Source organism: Mycobacterium sp. NGS26 (genome assembly GCF_059813025.1).
The window spans coordinates 245,150-259,994 of sequence record NZ_JCALDU010000008.1; the positions used below are offsets into that span (position 1 = coordinate 245,150).

General features: G+C 68.1%; 15 protein-coding genes and 1 tRNA gene. 5 read left to right on the top strand and 11 right to left on the bottom strand.

From position 1 onward, the window contains the following. Window positions 1-214: 214 nt before the first annotated feature. From AC5Y6X_RS23910 to AC5Y6X_RS23920, 3 genes are all read right to left on the bottom strand, one after another. The gene (locus AC5Y6X_RS23910) at window positions 215-2,050 is read right to left on the bottom strand and encodes a DUF7159 family protein (RefSeq protein WP_499989607.1); all 1,836 of its coding nucleotides are present in this window, start codon (window positions 2,048-2,050) and stop codon (window positions 215-217) included. 151 nt (window positions 2,051-2,201) lie between these two features. After that, entirely contained in the window at window positions 2,202-2,774 is a 573-nt protein-coding gene (gene dcd / locus AC5Y6X_RS23915) for a dCTP deaminase (RefSeq protein WP_324682116.1), read from the bottom strand. A gap of 42 nt (window positions 2,775-2,816) precedes the next feature. After that, a complete protein-coding gene (locus AC5Y6X_RS23920) occupies window positions 2,817-3,458 on the bottom strand; it encodes a VldE C-terminal domain-containing protein (protein ID WP_499989608.1) in 642 nt (213 codons plus the stop codon). A 204-nt stretch (window positions 3,459-3,662) separates the two neighbouring features. On the opposite strand from AC5Y6X_RS23920, the gene AC5Y6X_RS23925 reads away from it, so the two are divergent. Then, window positions 3,663-3,736, top strand: a tRNA-Gly gene (locus AC5Y6X_RS23925). A 127-nt stretch (window positions 3,737-3,863) separates the two neighbouring features. On the opposite strand, the gene AC5Y6X_RS23930 is transcribed toward AC5Y6X_RS23925, so the two are convergent. Further along, on the bottom strand, window positions 3,864-4,967 hold the full coding sequence (locus AC5Y6X_RS23930) for a PPE family protein (protein ID WP_499989609.1): 1,104 nt from the start codon (window positions 4,965-4,967) through the stop codon (window positions 3,864-3,866). Window positions 4,968-5,822: 855 nt separating this feature from the next. Between AC5Y6X_RS23930 and AC5Y6X_RS23935 the strand changes: the two genes are divergently transcribed. Beyond that, the gene (locus AC5Y6X_RS23935) at window positions 5,823-6,659 is read left to right on the top strand and encodes a L,D-transpeptidase (protein WP_499989610.1); all 837 of its coding nucleotides are present in this window, start codon (window positions 5,823-5,825) and stop codon (window positions 6,657-6,659) included. Window positions 6,660-6,781: 122 nt separating this feature from the next. Here the strand turns inward: AC5Y6X_RS23935 and AC5Y6X_RS23940 are convergent, their stop codons facing one another. After that, window positions 6,782-7,342, bottom strand: coding sequence for a hypothetical protein (locus AC5Y6X_RS23940; RefSeq protein WP_499989611.1), 561 nt, complete (start codon window positions 7,340-7,342; stop codon window positions 6,782-6,784). Between the two features lie 179 nt (window positions 7,343-7,521). Between AC5Y6X_RS23940 and AC5Y6X_RS23945 the strand changes: the two genes are divergently transcribed. Next, window positions 7,522-8,310 carry a hypothetical protein gene (locus tag AC5Y6X_RS23945; RefSeq protein ID WP_499989612.1) on the top strand — a complete coding sequence of 263 codons (789 nt, stop codon included), beginning with the start codon at window positions 7,522-7,524 and terminating at the stop codon, window positions 8,308-8,310. Here AC5Y6X_RS23945 and AC5Y6X_RS23950 read toward each other — a convergent pair. Genes AC5Y6X_RS23950 through AC5Y6X_RS23960 form a run of 3 tightly spaced genes read right to left on the bottom strand, consistent with a single transcriptional unit; the run spans window position 8,301 to window position 10,030 of the window. After that, window positions 8,301-8,981 carry a GAP family protein gene (locus AC5Y6X_RS23950; protein ID WP_499989613.1) on the bottom strand — a complete coding sequence of 227 codons (681 nt, stop codon included), beginning with the start codon at window positions 8,979-8,981 and terminating at the stop codon, window positions 8,301-8,303. The two genes, AC5Y6X_RS23945 and AC5Y6X_RS23950, sit on opposite strands and share 10 nt — an antisense overlap. A 26-nt stretch (window positions 8,982-9,007) precedes the next feature. Further along, window positions 9,008-9,679: a GAP family protein gene (locus AC5Y6X_RS23955; RefSeq protein ID WP_499989614.1), complete on the bottom strand. Its 672-nt coding sequence runs from the start codon at window positions 9,677-9,679 to the stop codon at window positions 9,008-9,010. A 39-nt stretch (window positions 9,680-9,718) separates the two neighbouring features. Continuing rightward, entirely contained in the window at window positions 9,719-10,030 is a 312-nt protein-coding gene (locus tag AC5Y6X_RS23960; RefSeq protein WP_499989615.1) for a hypothetical protein, read from the bottom strand. A 68-nt stretch (window positions 10,031-10,098) separates the two neighbouring features. On the opposite strand from AC5Y6X_RS23960, the gene AC5Y6X_RS23965 reads away from it, so the two are divergent. After that, entirely contained in the window at window positions 10,099-11,616 is a 1,518-nt protein-coding gene (locus AC5Y6X_RS23965; protein WP_499989616.1) for a glycosyltransferase family 39 protein, read from the top strand. Between the two features lie 4 nt (window positions 11,617-11,620). Here AC5Y6X_RS23965 and AC5Y6X_RS23970 read toward each other — a convergent pair whose 3' ends face one another. Together AC5Y6X_RS23970 and AC5Y6X_RS23975 are read right to left on the bottom strand one after the other, a co-directional pair. Next, entirely contained in the window at window positions 11,621-12,445 is an 825-nt protein-coding gene (locus AC5Y6X_RS23970; RefSeq protein ID WP_324682133.1) for a glycoside hydrolase family 16 protein, read from the bottom strand. A gap of 139 nt (window positions 12,446-12,584) precedes the next feature. After that, window positions 12,585-13,610, bottom strand: a complete 1,026-nt coding sequence (locus AC5Y6X_RS23975) for an NADP-dependent oxidoreductase (protein WP_499989617.1) — start codon at window positions 13,608-13,610, stop codon at window positions 12,585-12,587. Window positions 13,611-13,666: 56 nt separating this feature from the next. Here AC5Y6X_RS23975 and AC5Y6X_RS23980 point away from each other — a divergent pair, with 56 nt between their 5' ends. Continuing rightward, window positions 13,667-14,362, top strand: a complete 696-nt coding sequence (locus tag AC5Y6X_RS23980) for a DUF3060 domain-containing protein (RefSeq protein WP_499989618.1) — start codon at window positions 13,667-13,669, stop codon at window positions 14,360-14,362. A gap of 32 nt (window positions 14,363-14,394) precedes the next feature. Here AC5Y6X_RS23980 and AC5Y6X_RS23985 read toward each other — a convergent pair whose 3' ends face one another. After that, the gene (locus tag AC5Y6X_RS23985; protein WP_499989619.1) at window positions 14,395-14,784 is read right to left on the bottom strand and encodes an Rv0313 family protein; all 390 of its coding nucleotides are present in this window, start codon (window positions 14,782-14,784) and stop codon (window positions 14,395-14,397) included. Between the last annotated feature and the right edge of the window lie 61 nt (window positions 14,785-14,845).

A 14,845-nucleotide genomic window follows, 5' to 3' on the forward strand; every position in this document is an offset into this window, starting at 1 on the left:
TTGGTCGTTTGCTGTGCTGCCCGCCCGCCCGCGGACATCACTCATTTCTGTGCATTAACCACGGATTTGTTGCCACAGCACCGCGAGGCCCTAGAATCCGGGATTAGCTGCGCTTTATGGAATTCTGGCAAACGGGCGGCACGGCTTCTTGACCAGCCCGTATTTCCAGCCTACCCGCGCGGCCCCGGGGTAGTGAGCGCCCCTCGCCGTGGCTTTACTTGCGTCCGCCCCCGCCGAAGCCTCCGTGGCCGCCACCGAGCGGCCCGCTGCCGCCGAACGGCCCGCCGCCGTGCCCGCCCCCGCCGAAGGGTCCGCCGCCGTGCCCGCCCCCGCCGAAGGGTCCGGGACCAGCGGGGGCGCCGCCGCCCAAGGGACCTCCGCCGCCGAAGGGACCGCCGCCGCCAAAGGGACCGCCGCCGTGCCCGCCCCCGCCGAGGGGCCCGCCGCCCCCGAAGGGACCGGGGCCAACGCCGCCCGGACCGGTCGGCTTGGGCGATGGGCCCTGCACCGGGGGAATCTGGAGCGGCGGCGACTGCGGAACAGTGCCACCCACTTTCGGTGGCGTCGGAGGCTGCGGGACGCGCACCGGCGGCTGGTTCACCACCGGCGGCGACAGCCGCGGCGGCGGCTGGACTAGCGGCGGCGACTGCGGAACAGTGCCACCCACTTTCGGTGGCGTCGGAGGCTGCGGGACGCGCACCGGCGGCTGGACCAGCGGCGGCGGCTGGTTCACCACCGGCGGCGAGACCCGCGGCGGGAACTGGATCACCGGCGGCGACAGCCGCGGGGGGAACTCGATCACCGGCGGCCTGACAACCGGGTCGGGAGCCGCCACGTGGATCGGTGGCGGGGGAACCACCAGCGGAGGAACCACGACGGGCACCGGCACCACCGGAGCCGCGGGAGCCGGGGCCGCGGGAGGCGGAGGAGGTGGGGCCGCGGGCGGGGGCGCCGCCAACTGCGGCTTCAACGGCATGGGCGCCGCCACGGGTGCCGGTTCGCTGATCGTCGGCTTGGGCGCGGCCGCCTCCACGGGCGGGGGCGCGGGGGCCTGCTGTGTCGGGACGATGAGGCTTTGATTGGGACTGGGCTGCAAAGCGACCGTCGTGCGAATGCCGATCGCCAGCGCAATCTCCAGCGCCACCACCGCGCTGATGGCGACCACGGCCATCCCGCTGCCGACCAGCAGCACAGGCCGGCGCCGGGGCTGGTTCTCCAGGTCGGCTAGGCCGGACGCTTCGATGACGACGGTCGGGGCATCGGCGTCCTCGTCCGGGACAGCGCTGTAGGCCACGTCGTCGTCACCGCCGGAAAGGCCTGAGGCGCTGAGGTACTCGGGCAGCGCGTCGGCGCCGACGGCGCCGGTGCCGGGGTCCTGGGCGTAGGCGAGCGCAGCGGTCGACGAGGCGAACGTCGGCGCGTTCGCCGCCGCCAGCGCCGCCCCGCGAGCCAGCGCCGTGCCCGGCTCCTCCGGTGCGTTCACGGCAAGCGAGGTCGCCCATTCCAGCGCCGGCTTGATCGGGGCGATGTCGACTCCCGAGCCGACCAGGAAGAGACCGTTCGGCCCCCATTCGAGTTGGTCCAGCCCGGAGATCATCCGGCTCAGTTGCGCGGTCGCCTCGTCATAGGACTCCGCGAAGATCTGTTCCCGGTAGAGATCGACGATGGAACCGTCGGAGGTCTCGACAACGGCGAGCGTCGCGGCCTCTGGCTCGACGAACAGCACGCCCGTGCGCTCGTAACCCATTGCCCCACCGACGAATTGGCCCAGCGCCGTCGCGGCGAGAAACGTCGAGACCAGCATCACGTTCTCGAGCCTGTGGGCGGCAAGCGCGTCGCGCAGGGCCGCCGCTTCGGCTTGATCCGTCCAAGTCACCCCGATCGACGACAGCTTGAGGCCGGCATCGGCGGCGCCCTCGCGGGTGCCCAGGATGGCGGCGATCACGCGATCGGTCGCGCTGATGGTGGGCGGGTCGCCGGCGGCAGTGACGTCGAACTCGTCCTCTTCCACCGTGGCGCCGTCGGCGTTTTCACCTTCCAGAAGAACCATCTGAATCGATGCCGGTGCCATCGAAACGCCGAGCACGATATCCAAGACAACCCCTCCAAAGGTATTGGCGGCCAAGCCATGGTCGGGGCGGAGGAAAAACCACGACAAGCTAAGTATCTCGCAGAACGGCGGCGAGGGAACCCCGCCGAAGCTATGTAGATCGTATGAAGTTCTGATAGGACCGCGACGGCGTCGGCCCCCGCTGGCCCTGGTACTTCGAGCCGACGCGCGAACTGCCGTAAGGATGTTCGGCCGGGCTGGTCAAGCGCAGGATGCACAGCTGCCCGATCTTCATGCCCGGCCACAGGGTGATGGGCAGGTTGGCGACGTTGGACAGCTCGAGTGTGATGTGGCCGCTGAAGCCGGGATCGATGAAGCCGGCCGTCGAGTGCGTCAGCAACCCCAGCCGGCCCAGCGACGATTTGCCCTCCAGCCGGCCCGCGAGGTCGTCGGGCAGGGTGAACAGCTCGAGCGTCGACCCGAGCACGAACTCGCCCGGGTGCAACACGAACGGTTCTCCCTCGATGGGTTGCACCAGGCTGGTCAGCTCGTCCTGCTGCTTGGCGGGGTCGATGTGGGTGTAGCGGGTGTTGTTGAACACCCGGAACATGCAGTCGAGGCGGACATCGATGCTGGACGGCTGCACGAGGGCGTCGTCGAACGGATCGATGCCCACCCGGCCGGCGGTGATTTCGGCCCTGAGGTCGCGATCGGAGAGCAGCACCCGACGAGCGTATCCGTTGCCCGGGGACGAGCCGTCCCGGCTTCAGTCGGCGAGGTACATCTCCCTGCCCGTGGGGTATCCGCCGCCGGTGGTCGTGACGTGGACGTGGTCATAGTGGCCGACCCTGGACGATTGCGCACCGTTGGGCGTGTAGTAGACACCGCGCCAGATCGCGTCCTGTATCCCGAATCGCGCCGCGTTCTGCATGACATACGCGACGATCGCGTTTCCCAGCGCGATGCCCTGCGCGGAGCCGGGGTCGGGAATCATCACGTCGAGCGCCAGACCAAGGGGATGCCAGGGCAGCGGATCCGGTCGGACGCCGCCGATTTCGTGAATCTGGGGGAACGTCGCACTGATGCTGCGCGCGGTCAGGATCGTCCGGACCTGGAGGCCCTGCTCCGGCGCGACCCCGGCCTCCAAGAATCGGGATCGCGTGTGGTACCTCGACGCTGCCAACTGACCGTCGACGAAACCGGCGGCCCTACGGGTCGTATTCGATGGGGCCGCCACAATTTCTATGCAGCACGGCGCGACGTCGGCGATAACGGGCTTGGCGTGGTCGGCGGTGGGTAATGGTCGGACGTCGCCCGCCGTCGCGAAGAACACCGCGGCGGGAGCAAGCACCGCAGCCAGCACCACAGACGGATTCCGCCGCTTCCTGGCTAATTCGTGCCGACCCATCCAGAGCACATTACGGGCTAATCACGAAATAATAAATATCGCGTATTTAAGAATCGGCGGACGGCTCTTATAACCACCGGCGGGGATTCGGATCGGTCGCGACGTTCGACCTGGGCGCCGGCCATCGTGCATAAGATCGGTGGGCGACACCCCAGAGCGCCCGACGAGCGCTTGCGGCGGATGCTAGCCTTTCGGGGCAAAAGCGCCGATGTAGTTCAATGGCAGAACATCAGCTTCCCAAGCTGAATACGCGGGTTCGATTCCCGTCATCGGCTCCACCGTCATCGGCTCCACTTCTGAGCTGGGCTCACGCCTGCCGGAACTGGGACGAGGCGAAGGCGCCAGTGCGAATCTTGGACAATCCCAAGACGATTGCGGGTTCGCCGGCCATGGCGGGCCTTCGTCTCATCCGCCCGACGGAGGCCGCCGCATGATGGTGCCGAAGATCGGCGGTCCATAGCCCTTTTCGTTGGGCTTGTCCCGCTGGGCCTTCCGCGCCCCCGGTGGCATCGGTGGGACAAACATCGGGACCAGTGGAGCGCCCTCGGCCGTTGTTGCCATCATCGGCGCCTCTTGGGCAGCCAGCTGGATCGGGGAGGTGACCGCCGACGGCGGGACCACAAGGTTGCCGACGTACATTCCCCGGCCCAGAGAAGCGGTGACGGAAGCTTGCACCGCGCTGGTGGTGGCGGCGGGTGGGGCAAAGAAATTGGGAGCCCCGCCCACGGCCTCGGGACCGGTGACGTTGTACGCGATAGCGAGGTTGCGAGGAGTAGGCGCCAGGACATCCGGGTATTGACCGGGCATGTAATCGTGGCCACTCATGAACAAGGCTGCAAACGACTGCGGGTTGAAGACACCGCTGGCGATTATTTGGAACAGATCGGCATTGACGGTCTGAACGAACGGATCGGCGAAGAAACTGGTGGCCGATGCCGCCGGATCGGCGGCTGCCAACGCGCCCACTACGGGCTGTTGAGTCACAGGGGCGGTCGGAGTGGTCATCGGGGATGGGGCGGTAAACGTCGGCATCGCCATGGTTTGCAGGCTGGTGGCGTGATAGCCCAGCATGGCGGTGGCGTTGTCTTCCCACATCTGCGTGTACTGGGCCTCGGTGGCGGCGATGGCGGGGAAGTTCAGGCCGAAGTAGTTCGTCGCGATCAGATGAGCCAGCTGCGCGCGGTTGGCGGCGACCACACTGGGGTGCACCACCGCCGCCTGGGTGGCGGCGAACGAGCTGGCCATGGTGTCAGCCGCCATCGACATCTGTGCGGCCTGTCCCGCGGTGGTGTTCAGCCAGGCGATGTAGGGAAGGGTGGACAGGGTCATCGCCGTCGCCGACGGTCCCTCCCAGGAGATGCCCGCGACGGTGGAGGCGTAGGCAGCGGCGGTCTGTCCCAGCTCGATCGCCAGCTGGCGCCAGGCGTTGGCAGCCGTGAGCAACGACCCGGGCCCCGGCCCTGAATGAATCAGCGCCGAGGTGATCTCGGGAGGAGCCCAGAAGTCCACGCCTACCCCGTCAAAGCCCGGAGTCGACGGTCTCGACGCCAGGCATGCGGGTCCGCGCGGCCTGGCATTTGCCCGACGAGCGATTCTCGCGCACCACTTGTTGTCCCTTCGGTGACTTTCGTGTTCGGCGACGTGGCCCGATTCGCCGATTGAGAGCGTATGCGGCCACGCCGTTGCTCACATTGGGAATCGTGGAACATTCACGCGGCGTTAGCCCAGCAGCATATCCGCGCCGGCGATGACCCTGTCAGCCCCTCTCGCCGTTACAGAGTCGCCGACTCACGGTGGGGCACGGACTTTCGGACCCAGAGGTTCCGACAAACCTGGCCCAACTGCCCATAATCGGGGCTCGACTGGCACTCGCCCTCGTACCTGTGCTCGGGATCATCGCGCGAAGCTGCGTCGATGCAAGCCTGGTGGGCAGCGGGATCGGTAATGCCGGCACAGGGATCGTCGGCGTGCGCTTGTGCCGGTGGAATACAGAGGGGCGCCAGTGCTATGGCTGCCGCCGCCAACACGCCCGTTAGTGTCCTGTTCACGGCGCCTCCTTCCTGAACTCCTCAATGGCCGCCGTTTTGTCGCCACTTGAGATTCAGTGTCGCACTTTGTGATGAGGTCATACGAGTTTCTACAAGGGGCCTTATATTTGCATTCGGCTTCGGGCCGACGTAGCCGCACCCGGCTCCCGCAGCCCAGCGCGCCGGCGGCGCAGCGATCCCGAACTCCTCGTCGGGCCCGCCGTAGCCGAATCGTGACGAAGGCTTGATCAATTGCTAACGCGCCCTTGCGCTTCCACTGCTCGGGGCACCCCTACCATCACTATTGCAACTCTGTCAGTTAGAAGGAATCGGAGCCATGCGGGCGGTTGTTCGGTGTGTTGTTGCCGTCGTCGGGGTCGCCGCGAGCGTCGCCGCGGGGCCACCCGGCGTCAGCATGGCGTCGGCGAGCCAGCCGCAACGTACGATCGCCTCGGTTCTTCCCGCGCGCGGCGAGGTCGTCGGCGTCGCGCACCCCGTGGTGGTGACGTTCCGTGCGCCCGTCGCCGACCGGCACGCGGCCGAGGGCACCATCGCGATCAAATCCTCGCCCGCCATGACCGGCAAGTTCGAATGGCTCGACAACAAGGTTGTGCAGTGGGTTCCCGACCGATTCTGGCCCGCCCACAGCACGGTCGCGCTCTCGGTGGGCGGCATGTCCACGGAAATGAAAACGGGTCCTGCGGTCGTCGGTGTGGCCAGCATCGCGGACCACACGTTCACCGTCACCGTCGACGGGGTCGAGGCGGGACCGCCGCCTTCGCTGCCGGCGCCGCACCACCGACCCCACTTCGGAGAACCGGGGGTGATGCCGGCCTCGATGGGTAGGCCCGAATATGAGACCCCCGTCGGCACCTACACCGTCTTGTCCAAAGAGCGCTCGGTCGTTATGGATTCGAGCAGCGTCGGCATCCCCGTCGACGACCCCGACGGCTACCGGCTACCGGTGGACTATGCCGTCCGCATCACCAACCGCGGCCTGTTCGTGCATTCGGCTCCGTGGGCCGTCAACTCCCTCGGGCTCGAGAATGTCAGCCACGGGTGCATCAGCCTGAGCCCCGAGGACGCCGAGTGGTACTACAACACAGTCAACGTCGGCGACCCCGTGATCGTGCAGGAGAACAGCGTCGAAACTCCTCGCATAGTGCCGCGTTAGCAGGCCTTCGCATCCCGGGTATCGAAAACCGTTGTTGGGCAGCCCTTTCGATGGTCACCCGCAAGTGAATGGGCCCGCCGGGGCTGCCCCGGCGGGCCCATTCAACGGGAAGAGGATCGGCCTCAGTGCGCGGGACCGGGCGGAAGCGGCTGACCGGACACCGGCCCGCCGGTCGGCGCCGGGCCGGTCGGCGCGTCCTTGACCCCCGACATGTCGATGATCGGGGCGGCCGGCACGCCCTCGATCGGCGCACCGCCGAGCGCGATCAGCGGAGCGCCGGCAGGCACCACCGGCGCGACGGGCAGCGGGGCGCCGACGGGAGCGCCCAGGGGAAGCGGCCCGGGCACGGCCAGCGGGACACCCGCCGGCACCGGCGCAACCACGGGAGCGCCGACGGGCCCCGGCACAACGAGCGGAACACCCGACATGTTGGTGAGTGGAGCGCACACTTCGGCTGGTCCGCCGGCCGCCAGCACCGGTCCGCCCGCGCCAGCCGCTCCGCCCGCCGGTCCCCCGACGGCTGCCGGCACGTCGCCCGCCTGCTGCACGTTGCACGCGTGACCGCCGGTTATCAGCGGGGCGGCCACCGCGTCCGGGCTCAACGCTATCGCGGCTCCGCACAACCCAGCGCCGGCAACTACTTTGATGTTGAACCGCTCCGCCATCAGCGTCGACTCCTTCATACACGCTCAGATATGTCCGCAAGCAAGTCGTTTTCCGACGACCGGGTCAATTGTCGGCAGCCAACATTGAACGCGAGCCGCGCCGCACCGCGCCGTTTCCAAATGGTGACGTCACGAGGCTGTCACGACTCGGGTCAACTTCCGGTCCGTGCTCGACGCCATCACCGCACAATGTGCGGGTGGTCGTTTTCACGTCGTCCGGCGCCCGCGGCTATCACACCAAGTGGCTGCAAAACGCGGAACGTCGGGGCGTGCCTGCCGAAGTCGTCGCGGAGATCGCCGAGCAACACGGCATCACCCCGGAGAGCTTCACGATCCTCGGGCGATTCGCCGAGATCAACGATCCGGACGGCAAGTCCTACTTCCTGATCGCGCGCGGCGCCAGCGGGGACGACGCGCGCGCGGCGGCGCTGATGACCTACATCCTCAACGCGGGCACCGGCTACGGCGAGGCGGGCAAGCAGCCCACGGACTTCCCCGAGACGCCCTACTCCGCCGCCGAGGTGCGGCGGATCATCAACCGGCAGAAGGCAAACCGCTGGAGTTACGACCAGGACGTCGGCCTCGTCAACCGCACCGGTGCGCGCCTGGTCAGCACGCCCAACGGCATCCTCATGGGCCTGGGCGGCAACCGGATCCAGAGGTCTTTCACCCGCGAGGGCGGCACCGCCTGGGGCGACATCTTCATGGTCAACGTCGACGACTCCGTCGGCGCCGACCATCGGCTGCGCCAGATCGTCGAGTCGGGGCACGCCTGGTACACCGACCGCAACGGCAGGCCCTTCGAGAGCGCCCTCGCGCTGGACCGGGTGCTGCACCACGAGGAGCTGCACTCCCAGCAGTGGGCCGCCAAGGGCCACGCCGGCATGATCACGTCCTACCTCTGGGAAGTCCTGCGCGACAAGGTCTTTGGCAAGACCAACAGGCTCGAGGAGGAGGCCGGCCTGTCCGACGGCGGCTATCGATGATCCAGGGCGTCGATGCCGTGGTAGAGCACCAGCAATCCGATCACCACGAGGACCGCCGCCATCAGCGCGGCAGTGTTCCTGTCCATCCAGTCTTTGAGCCGGGCCAGCGCATCGTCGAGCCGGTGCCCGGCGGCCGCGTAGGCCAGTATCGGGACCGCCACCGTCGACGCGGCGACGGCCAGGAAGATCACCCCGGCGATCCAGACGCCCGCGATTTCCAGTCCGCTGCCGCCGATCGCCAGGCCGGCCGGGACGCAAATGAGCAGCACGTCGGGTCGTATCACCACCAGCGCCGCCCCGGTTATCGCGGCGCGCGTGGGGGTGATGGTGGCGAACGACCGCATCCAGGCCGGCGACTCGGTGTGCCGACGCCGGGTGAGCCACTGGTAGATGCCGTACAGGATGAGGGCCGATCCCAGGACCACGCGCAGCCACGACGCCCATCTCGGCGGCGCCTTGTCCAGGCCGCCGAGCAGGCCGGACGCCCCGACGGACAGCGCCGTCACCGCGGCCAGGGCCAGCACCCAGCCGCCGAGGAAGGCGAGGCCGCTGGGTCTCGGCCTCGGCGCCTGCAACACCAGCACCGCCGGGATCACCGTGATCGGTGAGAGCGCAACGACCAGCCCCAGCCCGATGAGCCCGCTGAGAACGGTTCCCCAACTTTCCGCCATGGGCAGCAATCTATCGTGCGGCGCTGCTACAGACCGCGAATTCCGTTGTGGAGGACCATCAAACCGATCACGACCAGAATGACCGCCATCATTGCGCCGTGGTTTTCTTCCATCCAGACTTTGAGCCGTTCCAGCGGTCCGTCGAGGCGGTGGCCGAGCTCCAGGTAGGCGAACACCGGCAGCGCGACCGTCGACGCGGACACGCCGACGAAAAGCGCGGCGCATATGACCCCGTTGACGACGCTCAGCCCGCCGGTGCCGACGGCCACTCCGGCGGCCAGGCACATGATCAGCACCTCGGGCCTGATCGCCACCAGCACGGCCCCGGTGACCCCCGCCCGCACGGGAGTCAGTTTGGCGAACGAACGCATCCAGGCCGGGGACGTGGTGTGGCGATCCCGGGTCCGCCAGCTGTAGACGCCGAACACGACCAGCGCCAGCCCCAGCACCACGCGCAGCCAGGACGCCCACGTGGGCGGCGCCTGGTGAAAGCCGCCGAGCAGGCCGGAGGCCCCGACGAACACGGCGGTGAGCGCGACCAGCCCAAGGACCCAGCCACCGAGGAAGGCGAGGCCCGACGGCCGCGGCCGGGGCGCGTGCAGGACGAGGACCGCGGGAATGACCGTGATCGGCGAGAGCGCGATGACCAGCCCCAGCGGAATGAGCTTGGCCAGCACCGAACCCCAGTCGTCTGCCATGGGCAGCAATCATCGCATTGGCGTGAAGCGCAAGCACGTTCAGCGGTTACCCTTTCGCCGCAGCGTCCAGGCCGGCACCCAGTGCGTCACCGTTTTCTGCTTGGACCCGTACGCGATCGGATAGGTCACCAGCCCCCACCAGTCGCCCTGCTCGCAGAGCCCCCAACAGGTCAGCCGGCCCTCCACGACCTTGTGCAGTTGCAGGCCGTTGGGTTGATAGCGGCCCGAGCGATGCGGCTCGCGCGGGAACAGCACGGTCAGGTCGACCAGCACCGCGAGCGGCGGACGCACCACCCGAAACGGGCTGCGGACCGGCTGGCCGTTGTACCCGATCGACGCGAGCTGCCCCATTGATCGATCATACGTTCGAATGGGTCGGTTGCGGAGGGCGTCGGGTCCGCTTCTGGCAACATGGCGGTGTGCTCAGCGAGTCACGGCCCAACCGTGCTGCGCTCGACCCGCTGATCGTCGGAATCCTGGCCGCCGCAGTCAGTCTGGCCGGCGCCGGCCGTCCGTCCTTCTGGTACGACGAGGCCGCGACGATCTCGGCCTCCTACAGTCGGTCCCTGGCTCAGCTGTGGCGGATGCTGGGCAACGTCGACGCCGTGCACGGGCTGTACTACCTGCTCATGCACGGCTGGTTCCAGATCTTCCCGCCCACCGAGTTCTGGTCCCGCGCGCCGAGCGGTCTGGCGGTCGGGGGCGCCGCGGCCGGCCTGGTGGTGTTGGGTAAGCAGTTCTCGTCGCGCACGGTCGCCGTGGCAGCGGGTGTCTTCTGCGGAATCCTCCCCCGCTCGACGTGGGCGGGCATCGAAGCGCGCCCGTATGCCCTGTCGATGCTGGCGGCGGTGTGGCTGGCCGTGCTGCTCGTCGTCGCCGCGCGCCGCGACAACGCCTGGGTCTGGCTGGGTTACGGGATCGCCCTGGCGGCCTCGATCCTGCTCGAGATGTACCTGGTGCTGTTGTTGTTGGCGCACATCGTTTTTGTGTGCGCCTTGCGCCGCGGTCGAGCCGTGCTGGTCCACTTCGCCGTCGCCTCGGGCCTGGCCGTGTGTGCGCTAGTGCCGTTCTTCCTAAAGGTCGTCGGTCAGGTTCAGCAGATCAAATGGATCGCCCCGATCGGGCACCGGACCATCGAGGACGTGACGATCCAGCAGTACTTCGAACGAAGCCCGCCGTTCGCGATGTTGTCGGCATTGGCGGTGGCAGCGGCAATTACCTTGTGGCTCAATGGATCCGCGAAGCTGACGGAGCCGTCTCGGCAACTGCTCACCCTGGCGGTCGCCTGGCTGCTGATACCGACGGCGCTGATCGTGATCTGGTCGGCCGCGGTGCACCCAATCTACACGCCGCGTTATCTGTCCTTCACGGCGCCGGCCATGGCGCTGACGCTGGGCGTCTGCGTCGGTGCGTTGGCGGTCAGGCCGTGGGTGGCGACGGGGATCCTGGTTCTGTTCGCCGTCGCCGCGGCACCGAATTATGTTCGGGCGCAGCGTAACCCGTACGCGAAATACGGCATGGACTACAGTCAGGTGGCGGACCTGATCACCGCGAAGGCCGCGCCGGGCGATTGCCTGTTGGTCAACGACACGGTGACGTTCATGCCAGCCCCGATGCGCCCGCTGCTGGCGGCGCGTCCCGACGCCTACCGGAAGCTGGTCGACCTCACCCTGTGGCAACGGGCGACCGACCGCAACGAGGTCTTCGACACCAACCTCATACCCGAAGTGGTTGCGGCGCCGCTGAGTCACTGCGCGGTGGTGTGGATCATCACCCAGGCCGACGGGTCGCAGCCGGCCCACGAGCGGGGCGCGGCGCTTCCGCCCGGCCCCCGCTACGGCGCCACGCCGGCGTTCGCGGTGCCGCGCGACCTGGGCTTCCGGCTGGTCGAACGCTGGCAGTTCAACCTGGTGCAGGTGCTCAAGGCCGAGCGCTGACGGGCTACCAGATGCGGATGTAGTCGATCAGCATGGACGCCGGGAAGGTGCCCGCGGCCGGATCACCGGCGCCGACACCGCCGACGGCAAGCGTGAACATGGGAGTCATCCAGTAGCCGGGGTTGTTGAACGGCCACCGCTTGTCCTCCGGCGGACCGCCGTAGACGTGGATGGGCTTCGGCGGAACCGTGAAGTACGGCGCGCCCCCGTCGCGCGAGAATTGGAATCCGTCTTCGCCCCAATGCATTCGCCAGGTGTGCCAGGCGCCGTCGACCAGACCGGGAATGGACTTGCCCTCCCAGGTTTTTCCGTTGGAGGCCGCGTGGACCGTGGTGCCCGGGGCCCACTGGCCGTTGCCGTACCACTCGAAGACGTCGACCTCGCCGTCGGGCATCGGATCCTCGTTGACACCCCAGAACGCGGCCCAGAGGCCGGGGAACAAGCAGTCCAGCTTGATCCGCGCTTCCCAGGTCTGGTTGATCATGCTGCGGAAGTTGCCGCGCAGCTTTCCGCTGTAGTAGGTGCCCATTTCCTGGGTGGCGCGCAGCACGAGGTTGGAATTGCCGTCCTGGAAGACGTTTCGCCGGTCGTCGCGGTAGATCCCCTCGACCGGCGGGAACACGTCGTCCTGCCAGGTCTGCACCGTCCACTTGCCCGGGTCCGGGCCCGAGCCCGCCGGGCCGTCGAACTCGTCGGCGAAAATGTAGGGCCCACCCGCGGCCGGCGCCGGCGCCTCCGGTGCCGACGGCGCGGCCCAGGCCTCCGGCATGCACATCGCAGCCCCCAGCATGCCGAGCCCTGTCGTCAACAACATGCTGCGACGATCCATCTACAACCACCAATCGCTCAAAGTCGAACCTCTGACTCGGGATGCCCCTCGGCAACTTTCGCAAACGGTGTTATGAAACCACGCACCGGGGTCCCGCGCATCCCGCTTCATGCGGTTTTCAAAGGACGGGGCGCCATGACTAACCGGACGCCGGTTCGCTGAGCTTGACCAGCATCTTGCCGATGTTGGCCCCGGTGAATAGGCCGTTGAGGGCATCGACGCACGATTCGATGCCCTCAAACACGGTCTGGCGGTGCCTGATTCGGCCCTCGTGCTCCCACTGACGCAGCGCGGCGAAGGCTTCGTCGAAGCGCCCCCAGTCGTCGAGCGCGTTGAATCCCTGCATCAGCGCGGTCTTGGACAGCAGGTTGACGTAGTTGGCCGGGCCGGGATGCTCGCCGCTCAGGTAGCTGGAGATGACGCCGCAGAGCACCACCCGCGCCTTGGTGGCCAGCCGGCCCAGCACCGCGTCGAGGATCGGCCCGCCGACGTTGTCGAAGTAGACGTTGACGCGGCGGGGGCAATGCTCCTTGAGCGCGGCCGGCAGGTCGTCGTTCTTGTAGTCGATGCACGCGTCGAATCCGAAGTCCTCGACCACCGCCCGGCACTTTTCCGGGCCGCCGGCGATGCCCACGACGCGGGCGCCGGCAATCTTGGCGATCTGCCCGGCCACCGACCCGGTGGCGCCCGCGGCCGCCGACACCACCACGGTCTCCCCCGGCTGGGGCCGGCCGATGTCCATCATCCCGATGTAGGCGGTGGCCCCCGTCGGGCCGTACACCGACATGACGGCCAGCTGGTCGACCGCGGCCCCGCCGGGGATGGGTGTGCTGAACACGTCGTCGCGGACGAGCACGTACTCCTGGAAGCCCGTCAGCGTGGTGACGACATCGCCGACGGCATACGCGGGGCAGCGCGATTCCACGACTTCGCCGATGCCGGCCGCGCGGATGACCTCGCCCAGCTGCACCGGCGGAAGGTAGCCCGGCTGGTCGTTCAGCCAGGTTCGCACCGCGGCGTCGAGCCCGACGTAGGTGGTCCGGAGCAGGGCCTCGCCCTCGGCGGGCTGGGGCGCCTGTGCCGTCACCAGTTCGGTGTCCCCGGGCTGGACCAACCCGGTGGGGCGACGACGCAACACGATCTGGCGGTTCGGCAAGTCGGGCACGATGCCGAAACTACCGAACGAGCCGAAAATCCCCGAACGAATGGCATTCTCATGCCATGAATCCACACGAAGACCCGGAAGAGCGGATCCGCGAACTCGAGCGGCCGCTGGCCGACGCGGCGCGCACGTCGGAAGTGGGAGACCCACAACCCGGCGGCCAGGCCTACGCGCCCGGCCCCCCGGTCCCCCCGCCACCGGGCCAGTGGACCTACGGCGGCGGCCCGTTTTCCGGTCCCCCGCCCAAACCGCCGTCGGGCAACCGCGTGTGGTGGATCCTGGGCACCGTCATCGTCATCGGCATGCTGGCCCTCGCCGGCGGCATCGCGGCCTTCGCCGCACACCAGCTTTCCGGGGTCCGGTCGATCATCACGTCGCCGCCGACCATCTCCGTACCGTTCACCTCGCCGTCGAACAACCCGACCAAGTCGCCGCCGTCGACGAGCAGGACCCGAACCTCGGCACCATCGACGTCCGCCGCCCCGCCGGCGGGTGGCCAGCTCAGCATCTCCGGCATCAACGAGAACCGGACGATCGCCTGCAACGACAGCATCGTCAGCGTCAGCGGGGTTTCCAACACCGTCGTGATCACCGGCCACTGCGCGAGCCTCACCGTGTCCGGCGTCCAAAACTCGATCACCGTCGACGCCGTCGACACCATCGACGCCTCCGGCTTCAACAACAAGGTGACCTACCATTCGGGCACACCGAAGATCAGCAATGCCGGCGATGCCAACGTCGTCGAGCAGGGCTGACCGCACGCCAAATGCGTGCTGCCCCAGTGTGATTACTGCGCCGGTTCTTCCGAATCGTCGTCGAGCACGCTGACCGCGATGCCGTACGGCAGGAAACGCACCTTGCGCTTCGGGTCCACGTTGTCCTTGTTGGCGCGCAGCGCGTCGAGTTCGGTGGCGTAGACCTGTTCGACGCGAGCGCCGCCGTCTTCGTCCACCGTGTAGATGGCCCAGACGCCGTCACCGGCCTCGCCGGTGGTTTCCGGCCCGGACCGGGGCCGCCGCGACAGGTCCTCGAAGACTGCCGACCACCCCGCCCGTCCGCCGGGAGCGGCCACAAAATTGCCGATACGCTCGAACAGCTCGCGCAGTCCCTCGCTGCCCTCCCTGATCATGCGGTCGAAGTCGTCGGGATCGAACCCGAACGCACCGTGCTCGCCCACGGGACCTCCTGTTTGGTCGTCGGAGTTATTGCCCAGTGTGCGCCTCGCCGCCGCCGTCTGC